This is a genomic window from Streptomyces sp. NPDC059695 (genome assembly GCF_042733785.1).
GTDB lineage: Bacteria > Actinomycetota > Actinomycetes > Streptomycetales > Streptomycetaceae > Streptomyces.
In genome coordinates, this window is record NZ_JBHWFF010000069.1 from 1 (window position 1) to 12937 (window position 12937).

Sequence of the window (12937 nt, forward strand, 5' to 3'; positions counted from 1 at the left end):
ACCTGTCGGTGCGGGTCAGGGCGCGGGAGCCTAGGCCCGGCAAGAGGCGCCGTCCGTTGTGCCCACCCGTTCCGCCCCAGCGGAACGATTGCCCACAACGGGGCGGGTGCGGGCCCGCAACGGCGGGGCGCGGGCCCGCAACGGCGGGGCGCGGGCCACGGCGGCGGGTGCGGGCTTCGTGCTGGGCGGACGGGTGCTACAAGCCCCTCGTGCCGTCGATGCGTTCGCGCAGGAGGTCCGCGTGGCCGTTGTGCCGGGCGTACTCCTCGATCATGTGGATCAGCACCCACCGCAGCGACACCCGCCCCCGCCACGCGTCCTCGCCGGTGACGTCGAGGTCCGGGGCCCCGGCCGTGAAGCGGTCGGAGAAGGCCACCGCCTCCCGCCAGGCCTCCCAGGCCTCCTTGACGGCCTCGGGCCCGGCCTTGGCCTCGTCGAAGTCCCCGTCCGGGGAGTCCGGGGAGGAGAAGAGGGGGCGGACGTCCGGCCGGCCGGCGAGGATCTCGCGGAACCAGTGGCGTTCCATGTCGGCCAGGTGGCGGACGAGCCCGAGCAGGGACAGCGTCGAGGGCTCCGCCGACCGCAGCGCCAACTCCTCGTCCAGGCCCGCGCACTTCAGCTCCAGGGTCGCCCGCTGGTCCGCCAGGAACCCGGCGAGCATGGGCAGTTCGGCCCCGGTGGCCGGGCCGGTGAAGCGCCCCGGTCCCGGGATCGCCGACTCGTCCAGGACGTCCGCGCGCCGCCGGGGGGCCGTCGCCCCGTCGTGCTGCTCGTCAACTGTCATGGTTTTCTCCCCTGTTGGTCCTGCGTCGCGTCCATGCTGACACGGCGGCGCCCCCTGCCCCGGGAAGGGGAGGGGGCGGGCCCGGAGAGGGGGAGGGGGTCAGGCCTTGGGCTGGGCGAAGCGGATCATGTTGCCGGCCGGGTCGCGGAAGGCGCAGTCGCGGACGCCGTAGTGCTGGTCGACCGGCTCCTGGAGCACGTCGCCGCCGGCCGCCCGGACGCGCTCGAAGGTGGCGTCGACGTCCGCGGTCGCGAAGATCACGCCGCGCAGCAGGCCCTTGGCGAGCAGGTCCTTGACGGCCTCCCGGTCGGCCTCCGAGGCGCTGGGGTCGGGGAGCGGGGTCTCCAGCACGACCGCCACGTCGGGCTGCTCGGGCGACCCGAGGGTCACCCAGCGCATCCCCTCGTAGCCGACGTCGTTGCGGACCTCCAGGCCGAGCGCGTCCCGGTAGAAACCGAGCGCCGCGTCGGCGTCGTCGACGGTGATGAAGCACTGCGAGAGCTTGATGTCGTCCATGTCCTCGACGCTACGGCGAGGTGCCCGTTCCCGCTTCTCCGATCCTGACCGGTTCGGCGGGGGTGCCGTTCTTCACCGGCCGGGTGAGCACCTTGGCGACGCAGGCGGGCATCGCGGCGCCCTCTTCGTGGCCGCCGTCCCCGTGCCCCCGGGCCCGGTAGGCGCTCGGCGTCTCGCCGACGAGTTCGGTGAAGCGCGAGCTGAAGGAGCCGAGCGACGTACAGCCCACCTCGAAGCAGACCTCGGTCACGCTCAGGTCGCCCCGGCGGAGCAGCGCCTTGGCGCGCTCGACGCGGCGGGTCATCAGATAGCTGTACGGCGTCTCGCCGAACGCGGTGCGGAAGCTGCGGGCGAAGTGGCCCGTGGACATCAGGGCGACCCGCGCGAGGGCCGGGACGTCCAGGGGGGACGCGTAGTCGCGGTCCATCGTGTCCCGCGCGCGGCGCAGTCGTTTCAGGTCCTCCAGGTCCATGCCGCCAGCATGGCACGTGAGGCCGTGGACCGGGCGGGCTCAGGCCGGGGTCGTGCAGGTCGGGACGGAGGGCGCGGTGACGGCGCGAGAGGCCGGGGGCGACACTTGCAAGCAGCTGCTTGCAATAGTTAGCAAGGGCTGGCATCGTCGGAGCATGGCATCGCTCAACGTCGGCAACCTCGGCGAGTACCTCCGCGAGCAGCGGCGGACCGCGCAGCTCTCCCTGCGGCAGCTCGCCGACGCCGCCGGGGTGTCGAACCCGTACCTCAGCCAGATCGAGCGCGGGCTGCGCAAGCCCAGCGCCGAGGTCCTCCAGCAGGTCGCCAAGGCGCTGCGGATCTCGGCCGAGACGCTCTACGTACGGGCCGGGATCCTCGACGAGGCGGAGCGGGACGAGCTGGAGACGCGCGCCGTCATCCTGGCCGATCCCTCGATCAACGAGCGGCAGAAGCAGGTGCTGCTCCAGATCTACGACTCCTTCCGCAAGGAGAACGCCGCCGAGGCGGCGCAAGCCGCGTCCGATGCCACACCGCCTTCGAGCCAGTAGTCACCTCCGGGAGGAACACCAGCATGGCCATCATCGACGAACTGCGTACCCCTCTCTACTTCGCCGCCGGCACCGCCGACCTCGCCGTGCAGCAGGCCAAGAAGGTTCCCGGCCTGATCGAGCAGCTCGCCGCCGAGGCACCCGCCCGTATCGACGCCGTGCGGAAGACCGACCCGAAGGCCGTGCAGGAGAAGGTGTCCACGCAGGCCAAGGAGGCCCAGGCCACCGTGCAGTCGAAGTTCGCCGAGGTCGTCGGCAGCCTCGACACCGACCTCAAGAAGCTCGGCGAGCAGGCCCAGGACCTGGCCCTGCGCGGGGTCGGCGTCGCCGCCGAGTACGCGGTGAAGGCCCGCGAGAAGTACGAGGAGGTCGCCGCCCACGGCGAGGAGGCCGTCCGCGCCTGGCGCGGCGAGGCCGCCGAGGAGCTCACCGAGATCGCCGTGGTCGTCGAGCCGGAGCCCGAGGCGAAGGCCGACGAGGAGGCCGCCCCGGCGGAGAAGGCCACCACGCGGAAGACCACCGCCCGCAAGGCGCCCGCCAAGAAGGCGGCCGCCGCCGAGAAGGAGTAGGGCCGGGCACCAATCCGGGTACCCGGTGCGTTGTACCGGGTACCTTGACCGCGAGGCGCTCTCTCTCCATCCCCCTAGGCGGTGCTCAGCATGTTGCGCGCGGGATTCGACTCCCTTCTCTCCCTGGTGATCTTCCTGGTCTTCACCGGCTTCGCCGTCGCCGCGCTCGTCTTCGCCGCCATGGCGCGCGAGGACGCCTACCGTGCCGCCGACAAGCAGACGAAGAAGTTCTGGCTGATCGTCCTGGGCATCAACCTCGCCCTGAACCTGCTGCTGCCGATGCTCTTCCTGCAGATCGCGGGCCTGGTCGCGGCCATCGTCTTCATGGTGGACGTGCGCCCCGCCCTCGCGCAGGTCTCCGGCGGCGGCCGGGGCGGCCGCGGCGGCTCCAGCAGCGACGGACCGTACGGCCCGTACAACGGCGGCCGGTAGCCGGCCGGCCGATCAGAGGAACGACGACAGGACCCGGGACTACCTCCGGGTCCTGTCCCTTTCCAGGGCCAGGACGGCGACGTCGTCCGTCAGCTCGCCGCCGTTCAGGGACCGGACCTCCGTCACGGCCGCCTCCAGGAGCTCCTCGCCCCGCAGGCCCGCGGACAGCTGCCGGTTGATCATCCCGACCATTCCGTCCTGCCCGAGCCGCGGCGAGCCGGGGCCCGCCGAGCGGCCCTCGATGAGCCCGTCGGTGTACATCAGCAGGCTCCAGGACCCGCCCAGCTCGACCTGGCGGCGCGGCCAGCGGGCGCGCGGCAGCAGTCCGAGGGCCGGGCCGCCGTCCTCGTACGGGAGGAGACGCGCGTCCCGCCCCTGCCGGGCGATCAGCGGCGAGGGGTGCCCGGCGAGGCAGAGCCCGGCCCGGCGCCCGTCGGGCGCGATGTCGACGGTGCACAGGGTCGCGAAGATCTCGTCGCTCTCCCGCTCGTGCTCCAGGACCTGCTGCATCGTGGAGAGCAGCTCGTCCCCGCAGAGGCCCGCGAAGGTCAGGGCCCGCCAGGCGATCCGCAGCTCGACGCCGAGCGCGGCCTCGTCGGGTCCGTGCCCGCAGACGTCGCCGATCATGGCGTGGACGGTGCCGTCGGGGGTGCGCACGACGTCGTAGAAGTCGCCGCCGAGCAGGGCGCGGGAGCGGCCGGGCCGGTAGTGGGCGGCGAACCGCAGGTCGGAGCCCTCCAGGAGCGGCGTGGGGAGCAGGCCGCGTTCCAGCCGGGCGTTCTCCTGGGCGCGCATCCGGGACTCGGCGAGCTTCACCTGGACGGCGTCGGCCCGCTTGCGCTCGACGGCGTACCGGATGGCGCGGCTGAGCAGCCGTCCGTCGAGCTCCTCGCGGAAGAGGTGGTCCTGGGCCCCGACGCGTACCGCCTCGGCCGCCAACTCCGCGTCGGCGGAGGCCGCGAGCGCGAGGACGGCGTGGCGCGGGGCGAGGCGCAGGATGTGCCGGAGCGGGGCGAGCGGGTCGTCGCCGGCGGCGGCCCGGGGGCCGGGCAGCGAGAGGTCGACGAGGACGCAGTGGACGTCGTCGGTGAGGAGCCGCTCGGCCTCGGTGAGGTTCCGGGCGGTACGGATGCGGACCCGGGTGCCGGCGGCGTCGGCCGCGTCGAGCAGTTCGGGTACGGCGAGGGCACCCGCCGGGTCGTCCTCGACGACCAGGAGAGTGAGATCGGTGCGGTCGGTGCCTGTGACTGTGCCTGTCATGGGAGTGGCGTCCAGTGGAGTGGCGTCGCCGGGTCCCGCAGCGGCAGAGACGTTTCTCTGACGCGGTACGGATACGGGCATCGGTCCGGGTTTCCTTCCCTCCCCCCGAGGGTGCGCAGGGCGCCGGGTGGCGTCCCGCCCGTCCCGGACCATAGCGGTAGGGGGGTGCGCAGCGGAATGGTGATCAGCCTGTGAGCGCGTGCGCCGCGCTTGGCATATGCCGCGGATGGGGAGGTACTCGCCTCCGCCTGCTCCGTACGGGGGCCTTCGACCCATGAGAAACGTCACGCGGCGGGCAGGGCACCGGACACGCCCACCGGAACCCGGAGGGTGGCTCGTGTCACGAGGGGCGGAGGGGCGGAGGGGCCCACGGGGCGCGGACGGGCTCCGACGGGGTGCGGGCCGTGCGCGCACCCGCCCCACGGACCGGTCCGGTGGGCCGTGCCGCCCGGGTCACGCCGGGCGGACGACCCCGAGGATCTCCATCGAGCCCGCGCCCGCGAGGGTCACGTTCCGCCCCGGGCGCGGCGCGTGGACGATCGTCCCGTTCCCGACGTACATCCCGATGTGGCTCGCGTCCTTGAAGTAGACGATCAGGTCGCCGGGCCGCATGTCCTTGATGTCCACGTGCGGGAGGAGCCGCCACTGCTCCTGCGAGGTGCGCGGGATCCCCAGACCGGCCGCGCCCCAGGCGCTCTGGGTCAGCCCGGAGCAGTCGTACGAGCCCGGGCCCTCGGCGCCCCAGACGTACGGCTTGCCGATCTGGGCCGTGGCGAAGGCGACCGCCTTCTTCCCGTCCGCCGTCGCGCCCTCCTTCAGGCCGTCGAGGACGCCGGTGCCGAGCCAGTTCGTCTGGGCGCGGAGCTGGGCCTGCTCCTCCAGGCGCCGCAGCCGCTCGCGCTCCTCGGCGGCGAGCTCGGACTCCAGCTTCTTCGCGGCGTCGATCCTGGCGTTGATCTCCTTCTTCGCCTTGGCCTGCTTGACGCGGTTGGCCTCCAGCTTGGTCCAGTTGGTGCCGGCGTCCTTGGCGTAGGTGTCCAACTCGGCCTGGGAGCGGTTCATCTCGCCCAGCAGGTCGGTGGTCGCCTTGGCCCCGGCCTTGAGCCGTCCGGCGTTGTCCAGGAAGAGCTGCGGGTCGTTCGTGAGGACGAGCTGCGCGCCGTCCGGGAGCCCGCCGTTGCGGTACTGGGCGCGGGCCTGGGCTCCGGCCCTGGCCTTGAGGTCGTCGATCTTCTCGCGGCCGTCCACGATCATCCGGGCGAGCCGGACGATCTCGGCGGACTGCTCCTTGGTCTTCTCCTCCGCGAGGTTGTACGCGTCGGTGGCGACGGCCGCCTTCCGGTACAGGTCGTCGATCTCCTGGCGCACCTCCTCCAGGCTCTTCTTCGGCGGAGGAGGCGGGAGCGGCGCGGCCGAGGCCTGGAGGGTCAGGGCGGGGGAGGCCAGCACGGTCAGGGCGCAGATCAGGGTGATCGCGGCGGTGGCGTGGCGGCGTCGGTTCACAAGCTCCCCCTTGAGCGACCCACATCTGATTTACCGTCAGTAACTTGATGGTGACCTGGCGATAGTGCCATGCGAAACCACAAAGCGACAGGGGCAACCGGGGTCTGTCGGCCTGCTCCCCCCTCGGGGGACGAGTGAGGTGGGTGGGGCGTTCCCCGCGCACGGGAAATTCAGCGGGAGTTGGGGAAACCGGCGGAGCGGGAGGTCCCGCGAAGCCGGGGAGAGCGGGGGCCCGGACCGGCCGACGCCCCGTCATCCGGGAGTCCCCCGGGCCGCCTGCCCTTCCCACCGCCCCGTCACCCGGGAGTCCCCCCAGGCCGCCCGCACTTCCCGCCGCCCCGTCATCCGGGAGTCACCCCCGGGGTGCCAGCGCCTCCCACCGCACCGTCACCTCGCCCTGCCGCCACCGGCGCGGGCCGTCCGTCAGGGGCCAGTCCGCCGCCAGGTCGCGCACGGAGCGGATCCACCGCTGCCGGGCGCCCAGCGAGGCGTACGGGGCGGCCGCCGCCCACGCCCGGTCGAAGTCCCGCAGGAAGGCGTGCACCGGCTCGCCCGGCACGTTCCGGTGGATCAGCGCCTTCGGGAGCCGCTCCGCGAGGTCCGAGGGCCGGTCGAGCGAGCCCAGCCGGGTCGCGAAGGTCACCGTGCGGGGGCCGTCCGCGTCGAGCGCCACCCACACGTGCCGGCGCCCGATCTCGTCGCAGGTCCCCTCCACGAGCAGCCCGCCGGGCGCGAGCCGCCCGCACAGCCGCGCCCAGACGGCCGCGACCTGGTCCTCGTCGTACTGGCGCAGCACGTTCGCCGCCCGGATCAGGGCGACGCGGCCCGGGACCGGCACCTCGAAGCCACCGTGCACGAAGGAGAGGCCGTCGTTCTCGTACGGCTTCGCGGCCTCGACCCGGGCCGGTTCGATCTCGATGCCGTAGAGCCGGGTGCGCGGCTCGGCGGTGCGCAGCCGGGCCAGGAGCTCCACGGCGGTCCAGGGGGCGGCCCCGTATCCGAGGTCGACGGCGAGCGGCGGCTCGGGGGAGCGGCGGAGGGCGGGGCCGTGGACGGCGGCGATCCAGCGGTCCATGCGGCGCAGCCGGTTCGGGTTGGTGGTCCCGCGGGTCGGGGTGCCGACGGGGCGGGTGGTGCGCGGGGCCATGGAACGAGCGTAAGGGGTGCGCGAGCCGACCCGTGGCCGGGCGGAGGACCCTCCGGGCGGCCCCCTGCCAGGGCGGACGGTCCTCCGGGCGGCCCCCGTCCGGGGCGGACGGTCCTCCGCCCCCGCCCCGCCCGGCAACGAATTGGCAAAGCACCGCCTCCGCCGGAAATGAAAGGGGTGGTTCCGGTGTTGTCGCGGCTGGAGGACGTTCCGCGCCCTCCACCTGTCATGCCCGCCAGCTCAGTCCCCGAGCGGAAGGACCGCCGACGTGAGCCAGTACGTGTCCCGGTTCACCGGTACCCGGCACCGGCACCCGGCGCCGGCCAGGCTCCGGCTTCCCGGCCGGCACCGCACTCCCCGGCGCGTGGCCATGCTCAGCGTCCACACCTCGCCGCTGCACCAGCCCGGCACGGGTGACGCGGGCGGCATGAACGTCTACATCGTCGAGCTGGCGAAACGGCTCGCCGCCATCGACATCGAGGTGGAGATCTTCACCCGGGCCACCACCGGCGGGCTCCCCCCGGTCGTCGAGCTGACCCCGGGCGTCCTCGTCCGGCACGTGGACGCCGGCCCGTACGAGGGTCTCGCCAAGGAGGAGCTGCCGGCGCAGCTCTGCGCCTTCACGCACGGCGTGATGCAGGCGTGGGCGGGCCACCGCCCCGGCCACTACGACCTGGTCCACTCCCACTACTGGCTCTCCGGCCACGTCGGCTGGCTCGCCGCCGAGCGCTGGGGCGTCCCGCTCGTGCACGCCATGCACACCATGGCGAAGGTCAAGAACGCGGCGCTCGCCGAGGGCGACACGCCCGAGCCCGCGGCCCGGGTCATCGGCGAGACCCAGATCGTCTCGGCCGCCGACCGGCTGATCGCCAACACGGCCGAGGAGGCCGACGAGCTCGCCCGCTTCTACGAGGCGGACCCCGGCAAGATCGCGGTCGTGCACCCGGGCGTCAACCTCGACCACTTCCGCCCGGCGGACGGCAGGGCCGCGGCCCGCGCCCGGCTCGGCCTCCCGCAGGACGCCTTCATCCCCGTGTTCGCCGGCCGGATACAGCCGCTGAAGGCCCCGGACATCCTGCTCCGCGCCGCCGCCCGGCTCGTGGAGCAGGACCCCTCCCTGCGCACCCGCATGGTGGTCCCGGTGGTCGGCGGGCCGAGCGGCAGCGGTCTCGCGAAGCCGGAGCAGCTGCAGAAGCTGGCGGCCCGGCTCGGCATCGCGGACATCGTGCGCTTCCACCCGCCGGTGGGACAGGACCGCCTCGCGGACTGGTTCCGCGCGGCCAGCGTGCTCGTGATGCCCTCGTACAGCGAGTCCTTCGGTCTGGTCGCGATAGAGGCGCAGGCGGCCGGCACGCCGGTCGTCGCGGCGGCGGTCGGCGGTCTGCCCGTGGCCGTACGGGACGAGGTGACGGGTCTCCTCGTCCAGGGGCACGACCCGGTGGACTACGCCCGCGCGCTCGGCCGGTTCGTGGCGGACCCGTCGCTGTCGGCCCGGATGGGCGAGGCGGCGGCGCTGCACGCCGGCTCGTTCGGCTGGGACACGGCGGCCTCGGGCACGGCGGACGTGTACACGGCCGCCATGCACGACCACCGGCTGCGGGAGAACCGCCGTCGCGTACGCTCGCACCATGGCTGAGGACGTTCGGCGGATCATCGAGGGCACGTTCGACGACGCCGAGCTGGACTGGGAGTCCCCGGAGCCCGGCTCGTACGTCGTGAAGCTCCCGGGCACGCGCAAGCTGTTCACCACCCTGTCGCTGCGGGTGGGCCGCCACTCCCTCTCCCTGAACGCCTTCGTCATCCGCCACCCCGACGAGAACGAGGCGGGCGTCCACCGCTGGCTGCTCGAACGGAACCTGAAGCTGTACGGGGTGAGTTACGCGGTCGACGGCCTCGGCGACGTCTACCTCGCGGGCAAGCTGCCGCTGGCAGCCGTCACGCCGGAGGAGCTGGACCGGCTGCTGGGCTCGGTCCTGGAGGCCGCGGACGGCGACTTCAACACGCTCCTGGAGCTGGGCTTCGCGTCGGCGATCCGGCGGGAGTACGAGTGGCGCGTCTCGCGCGGCGAGTCGACGCGCAACCTCGACGCCTTCAAGAACCTGACGCGGAAGACCTCGCACTGACACCGCCCGCCCCCTCGGGGGCGGGCGGAGCCGTTACGCGCTGACCGGCGCGGTCTCGGCGTCCTCGGCCCTGGAGACGGGCGCGGCGACCGCGGTCGCGGTGGGCGTCGACGTCTCGGCGGGCTCGTCCGCGAGGGCCTTCCGCAGCCGCGTGAAGTACCCGACCGCCGCGACGACGCCGATCGCGGCCGTCGCCGCCCACAGCACGTCGGGTCCGGGTCCGCCGACGATCGCGCCCGCGCCGATCGGGGCGACGAAACCGGCGACGGCCCAGGACATGCCCATCACGCCCTGGTAGCGGCCCCGGGCGTGCTCGGGGGCGAGGCGGGCGGTGGCGGCGGCGTTCGTCGGGACGTGGATCATCTCGCCGACCGTCCAGACGATCACGGTGGCGGCGAAGGCGACGGAGGACCCCGCGAGGGCGGTGGCGCCGGTGCCGAGGGCGAAGAGGAGCGCGGAGAGGGTCAGCAGCAGGACCGGGGAGCGCTTGTCGGTCAGCTTGTTGACGAGCAGCTGGAAGCCGACGATCACGATGCCGTTGACGGCGATGACGACGCCGTACGAGGAGGGGGAGAGGCCCTGGTCCGCCATGGTGAGCGGCAGGCCGATCCAGGGGGCGGTGAAGACGAGGCAGACGAGGAGGTTGAGGAGGACGAGCGTCCGGAAGGGCGCGTCGCGCAGCACGGTGAGCATGCTGACCTTCTCCTCGACGACCGGCGCGCCCTGCTGGTCGAGGGCGGCCTCGGGACGGGTCTCGGGGAGCCGGAGGAAGACGATGACGGCGCAGAGGGTGGTCGCGACGGCGTCGACGACGAAGAGGGTGCGGTAGCCGAGGAAGGCCGCGGCGCCGCCGCCGATGGAGGCGATGGCGAAGCCGAGGTTGAGGGCCCAGTAGTTGAGGGCGTACGCCCGGCGCACCTCGTGGGCGGGGACCATGTCGGCGATGGTCGCGTTGATGGAGGGGCGGACGGCCTGCATGGCGACGCCCATGAGGAGGACGGCGGTGGCGATCGCCCAGGCGCTGGTGACGACGGCGAGGGCGGCGGCGCAGGCGGCGGCCGCGAGGTGCATGGTCACCATGGTGGGGCGGCGGCCCCAGCGGTCGGTGAGCGCGCCGCCGAGCGGGGATCCCGCCACCCCGCCGAGGCCGTGGAGGGCGACGACGAGTCCGGCGAACCAGGCGGAGTGGCCGAGCTCCACGGTCAGGTAGAGGGAGAGGAAGGTCAGGACGAAGGCGCCGGTCCGGTTGACCAGGGTGGACAACCAGAGCCACCAGAAACCCGGGGGGAGCCCGGAGACCGTCTCGCGAGCCGATCGTCTGAGCGAATCGATGGACATGTGAGGCCGCCCCCTGCTGTACGTAAGCCCTGCTTCCGGCTCCCGTAACTTACGCATCTCATACGTCGGACGCCAGTGAATTGACGACGCGCGTCAATCGTCGGCGGTCTATTAGGCTCGTACGCATGGCCGACGCACCGTACAAGCTGATCCTCCTCCGCCACGGCGAGAGCGAGTGGAACGAGAAGAACCTGTTCACCGGATGGGTGGACGTGAACCTCACCGCCAAGGGCGAGAAGGAGGCGACGCGCGGCGGAGAGCTGCTCAAGGACGCCGGCCTGCTGCCCGACGTGCTGCACACCTCCCTCCAGAAGCGCGCGATCCGCACGGCGCAGCTCGCGCTCGAGTCCGCGGACCGCCACTGGATCCCGGTCAACCGCTCGTGGCGCCTCAACGAGCGCCACTACGGCGCCCTCCAGGGCAAGGACAAGGCCCAGACGCTCGCCGAGTTCGGCGAGGAGCAGTTCATGCTGTGGCGCCGCTCGTACGACACCCCGCCGCCGGCGCTGTCGGACGACAACGAGTACTCCCAGGCCCACGACGCCCGCTACCAGACGATCCCGCCGGAGCTGCGCCCGCAGACCGAGTGCCTCAAGGACGTCGTCGAGCGGATGCTCCCGTACTGGTACGACAACATCGTCCCGGACCTCCTCGCCGGCCGCACGGTCCTGGTCGCCGCCCACGGCAACAGCCTCCGCGCGCTGGTGAAGCACCTGGACGGCATCTCGGACGCGGACATCGCGGGCCTGAACATCCCGACGGGCATCCCGCTCTCCTACGAGCTGGACGAGAACTTCAAGCCCCTCAACCCGGGCGGCACCTACCTCGACCCGGAGGCCGCGGCGGCCGCCATCGAGGCGGTCAAGAACCAGGGCAAGAAGTAACCCACAGCCCCGAACGAGCCCCCTTCCAGCGGTTTCTCCGCCGGGAGGGGGCTCTTTCCGCGCACCGGGTCGGCCGGGCGGGTGAGGGACGGAGCGGTCTCAGGGGTCGTCTACTCCTCGCACGCGTGCGCGCGGAAGTCCGCCACCGTCGTCGTCCGGACCTCGTCGCCGTACGTGTACGTGACCTGGTCGGGCCGCAGTCTCTTCAGGTCCGCGAGGGTGAACGGGTGGGAGTCCGTCGACCAGGAGTTGTCCCGGGTCGTGCCGTACACCCTGTAGAGCTGACGCGGCTTCAGGGCGTGCGGGGGTGCGTCCGGGGTCAGGCCGCCGCCCCCGGCCGGCGCGGTCAGGGGCCAGGTCGTGTAGCCGGTGACCACTTCCTCCGCGGTCCAGGCGTCCGTGTACTCCGGCTCCTTCGCGTCCTCCGAGTCCTTCCCCGCCGGGACGTCCGGGTGGAGCACCGCCGCGTCGATCCGGTCGTGGCAGACCAGGAGCACGCCCAGCGGCTCCCCCTCCGGAGACACGGTGACGCCCGTGAAGCCCGCGACCGGGACGGTGCATCCCGTGAGGGCGAGGAGACATACGGCGGTCGGGAGTGCGCGGCGCGGCCAGCTCGTCATGGGCCTCATCGTCGGACCGTCCGATAATCCCGCGCGGCGATCACGGCGAATCGTTACCGTCCTGCCCATGAGCACGTCACTCCGCCTGGAGAAGATCACCCCCGCGAACGTCGACGCCGCACTCGCGCTGCGCGTCCACCCCCATCAGGAGCAGAACGTCGCCCCCGTCGTGCGCTCCCTGGCCGAGGCGTACGCCTTCGGGGACCACGCCTGGCCGCGGCTGATCTTCGACGGCGACGAGCTCGTCGGGTTCCTCATGGCCTTCCTCGACATCCCGTGGAACGAGGAGAAGGACCCCGCCGACCGCCGCAGCGGCCTCTGGCGCCTCAACATCTCCGCCGACGCCCAGGGCAAGGGGTACGGGCGCTTCGCCGTGGAGGCCGTGCGCGAGGAACTGCGCCGGCGAGGCGAGCGGCGCTTCCACGTGACCTGGGAACCCGGCGAGGACGGCCCCGGTGCCTTCTACGACAAGCTCGGCTTCCGCCCGACCGGCGAGCTCAGCGGCGGCCAGACCGTCGCCGTGCTCGACGTCTAGGGGGTGTCTTGTCGATCACGCCGCGAGCCCGGCCTGATCGACAAGACACCCCCTAGCTAGGGAGCGTCAGGCGGTGGGGGGGGGGGGGGGGGGGCCCCCCCCCCCCCCCCCCCCCCGCGCGCCCCCGCCGCCCCCCCCCCGCCCCCCCGGGGGCCCCCGCGCCGCCCCCCCCCCCCCCCCCCCCCCCCCCCCCCCCCGCACACCACC

The 12937-nt window shown here is 73.2% G+C and carries 15 protein-coding genes; 7 read left to right on the forward strand and 8 right to left on the reverse strand.

The features are described 5' to 3' along the window. Window positions 1-196: 196 nt before the first annotated feature. From ACFV2S_RS37615 to ACFV2S_RS37625, 3 genes are all read right to left on the reverse strand, one after another. Window positions 197-784, reverse strand: a complete 588-nt coding sequence (locus ACFV2S_RS37615) for a DinB family protein (protein ID WP_385570775.1) — start codon at window positions 782-784, stop codon at window positions 197-199. A gap of 99 nt (window positions 785-883) precedes the next feature. Beyond that, window positions 884-1300 carry a VOC family protein gene (locus ACFV2S_RS37620; protein ID WP_385570778.1) on the reverse strand — a complete coding sequence of 139 codons (417 nt, stop codon included), beginning with the start codon at window positions 1298-1300 and terminating at the stop codon, window positions 884-886. Between the two features lie 10 nt (window positions 1301-1310). Next, a complete protein-coding gene (locus tag ACFV2S_RS37625; RefSeq protein WP_385570780.1) occupies window positions 1311-1772 on the reverse strand; it encodes a helix-turn-helix domain-containing protein in 462 nt (153 codons plus the stop codon). Window positions 1773-1926: 154 nt separating this feature from the next. On the opposite strand from ACFV2S_RS37625, the gene ACFV2S_RS37630 reads away from it, so the two are divergent. The 3 genes from ACFV2S_RS37630 (at window position 1927) to ACFV2S_RS37640 (ending at window position 3320) form a co-directional block, all read left to right on the forward strand. Beyond that, window positions 1927-2319 carry a helix-turn-helix domain-containing protein gene (locus tag ACFV2S_RS37630; protein ID WP_383787749.1) on the forward strand — a complete coding sequence of 131 codons (393 nt, stop codon included), beginning with the start codon at window positions 1927-1929 and terminating at the stop codon, window positions 2317-2319. Between the two features lie 23 nt (window positions 2320-2342). Next, window positions 2343-2888, forward strand: coding sequence for a hypothetical protein (locus ACFV2S_RS37635; protein ID WP_385570784.1), 546 nt, complete (start codon window positions 2343-2345; stop codon window positions 2886-2888). A gap of 90 nt (window positions 2889-2978) precedes the next feature. Beyond that, window positions 2979-3320 carry a DUF2516 family protein gene (locus tag ACFV2S_RS37640; protein WP_385570787.1) on the forward strand — a complete coding sequence of 114 codons (342 nt, stop codon included), beginning with the start codon at window positions 2979-2981 and terminating at the stop codon, window positions 3318-3320. Between the two features lie 39 nt (window positions 3321-3359). On the opposite strand, the gene ACFV2S_RS37645 is transcribed toward ACFV2S_RS37640, so the two are convergent. The 3 genes from ACFV2S_RS37645 to ACFV2S_RS37655 all read right to left on the reverse strand — a co-directional run bounded on the left by ACFV2S_RS37645 (window position 3360) and on the right by ACFV2S_RS37655 (window position 7230). Further along, complete coding sequence (locus tag ACFV2S_RS37645) at window positions 3360-4580, reverse strand: PP2C family protein-serine/threonine phosphatase (protein WP_385570790.1); 1221 nt, start codon at window positions 4578-4580, stop codon at window positions 3360-3362. A 453-nt stretch (window positions 4581-5033) separates the two neighbouring features. Next, on the reverse strand, window positions 5034-6083 hold the full coding sequence (locus ACFV2S_RS37650; protein WP_385570793.1) for an NlpC/P60 family protein: 1050 nt from the start codon (window positions 6081-6083) through the stop codon (window positions 5034-5036). A gap of 352 nt (window positions 6084-6435) precedes the next feature. After that, entirely contained in the window at window positions 6436-7230 is a 795-nt protein-coding gene (locus ACFV2S_RS37655; RefSeq protein WP_385570796.1) for a class I SAM-dependent methyltransferase, read from the reverse strand. Between the two features lie 268 nt (window positions 7231-7498). Between ACFV2S_RS37655 and mshA the strand changes: the two genes are divergently transcribed. Continuing rightward, a complete protein-coding gene (gene mshA / locus ACFV2S_RS37660) occupies window positions 7499-8866 on the forward strand; it encodes a D-inositol-3-phosphate glycosyltransferase (RefSeq protein WP_385570798.1) in 1368 nt (455 codons plus the stop codon). Beyond that, window positions 8859-9353, forward strand: coding sequence for a YbjN domain-containing protein (locus ACFV2S_RS37665; protein WP_385570801.1), 495 nt, complete (start codon window positions 8859-8861; stop codon window positions 9351-9353). Before mshA ends, ACFV2S_RS37665 begins: the two co-directional genes overlap by 8 nt. A gap of 33 nt (window positions 9354-9386) precedes the next feature. Here ACFV2S_RS37665 and ACFV2S_RS37670 read toward each other — a convergent pair whose 3' ends face one another. Further along, the gene (locus tag ACFV2S_RS37670) at window positions 9387-10691 is read right to left on the reverse strand and encodes an MDR family MFS transporter (protein ID WP_385570804.1); all 1305 of its coding nucleotides are present in this window, start codon (window positions 10689-10691) and stop codon (window positions 9387-9389) included. Between the two features lie 125 nt (window positions 10692-10816). On the opposite strand from ACFV2S_RS37670, the gene ACFV2S_RS37675 reads away from it, so the two are divergent. After that, a complete protein-coding gene (locus tag ACFV2S_RS37675) occupies window positions 10817-11575 on the forward strand; it encodes a phosphoglyceromutase (RefSeq protein ID WP_383787777.1) in 759 nt (252 codons plus the stop codon). 110 nt (window positions 11576-11685) lie between these two features. Here ACFV2S_RS37675 and ACFV2S_RS37680 read toward each other — a convergent pair whose 3' ends face one another. Further along, entirely contained in the window at window positions 11686-12195 is a 510-nt protein-coding gene (locus ACFV2S_RS37680; RefSeq protein WP_385570807.1) for a hypothetical protein, read from the reverse strand. Window positions 12196-12262: 67 nt separating this feature from the next. On the opposite strand from ACFV2S_RS37680, the gene ACFV2S_RS37685 reads away from it, so the two are divergent. After that, the gene (locus ACFV2S_RS37685) at window positions 12263-12730 is read left to right on the forward strand and encodes a GNAT family N-acetyltransferase (RefSeq protein ID WP_385570810.1); all 468 of its coding nucleotides are present in this window, start codon (window positions 12263-12265) and stop codon (window positions 12728-12730) included. Window positions 12731-12937 lie beyond the last annotated feature (207 nt).

What these genes read in the sequence shown, in the direction of transcription:
- ACFV2S_RS37675 (WP_383787777.1), top strand. Translation starts at nt 10,817, where the DNA reads ATGGCCGACGCACCGTACAAGCTGATCCTCCTCCGCCACGGCGAGAGC.
- ACFV2S_RS37630 (WP_383787749.1), top strand. Translation starts at nt 1,927, where the DNA reads ATGGCATCGCTCAACGTCGGCAACCTCGGCGAGTACCTCCGCGAGCAG.
- ACFV2S_RS37685 (WP_385570810.1), top strand. Translation starts at nt 12,263, where the DNA reads ATGAGCACGTCACTCCGCCTGGAGAAGATCACCCCCGCGAACGTCGAC.
- ACFV2S_RS37640 (WP_385570787.1), top strand. Translation starts at nt 2,979, where the DNA reads ATGTTGCGCGCGGGATTCGACTCCCTTCTCTCCCTGGTGATCTTCCTG.
- ACFV2S_RS37670 (WP_385570804.1), bottom strand. Translation starts at nt 10,691, where the DNA reads ATGTCCATCGATTCGCTCAGACGATCGGCTCGCGAGACGGTCTCCGGG.
- ACFV2S_RS37655 (WP_385570796.1), bottom strand. Translation starts at nt 7,230, where the DNA reads ATGGCCCCGCGCACCACCCGCCCCGTCGGCACCCCGACCCGCGGGACC.
- ACFV2S_RS37635 (WP_385570784.1), top strand. Translation starts at nt 2,343, where the DNA reads ATGGCCATCATCGACGAACTGCGTACCCCTCTCTACTTCGCCGCCGGC.
- ACFV2S_RS37680 (WP_385570807.1), bottom strand. Translation starts at nt 12,195, where the DNA reads ATGACGAGCTGGCCGCGCCGCGCACTCCCGACCGCCGTATGTCTCCTC.
- ACFV2S_RS37615 (WP_385570775.1), bottom strand. Translation starts at nt 784, where the DNA reads ATGACAGTTGACGAGCAGCACGACGGGGCGACGGCCCCCCGGCGGCGC.
- ACFV2S_RS37665 (WP_385570801.1), top strand. Translation starts at nt 8,859, where the DNA reads ATGGCTGAGGACGTTCGGCGGATCATCGAGGGCACGTTCGACGACGCC.
- ACFV2S_RS37625 (WP_385570780.1), bottom strand. Translation starts at nt 1,772, where the DNA reads ATGGACCTGGAGGACCTGAAACGACTGCGCCGCGCGCGGGACACGATG.
- ACFV2S_RS37645 (WP_385570790.1), bottom strand. Translation starts at nt 4,580, where the DNA reads ATGACAGGCACAGTCACAGGCACCGACCGCACCGATCTCACTCTCCTG.
- ACFV2S_RS37620 (WP_385570778.1), bottom strand. Translation starts at nt 1,300, where the DNA reads ATGGACGACATCAAGCTCTCGCAGTGCTTCATCACCGTCGACGACGCC.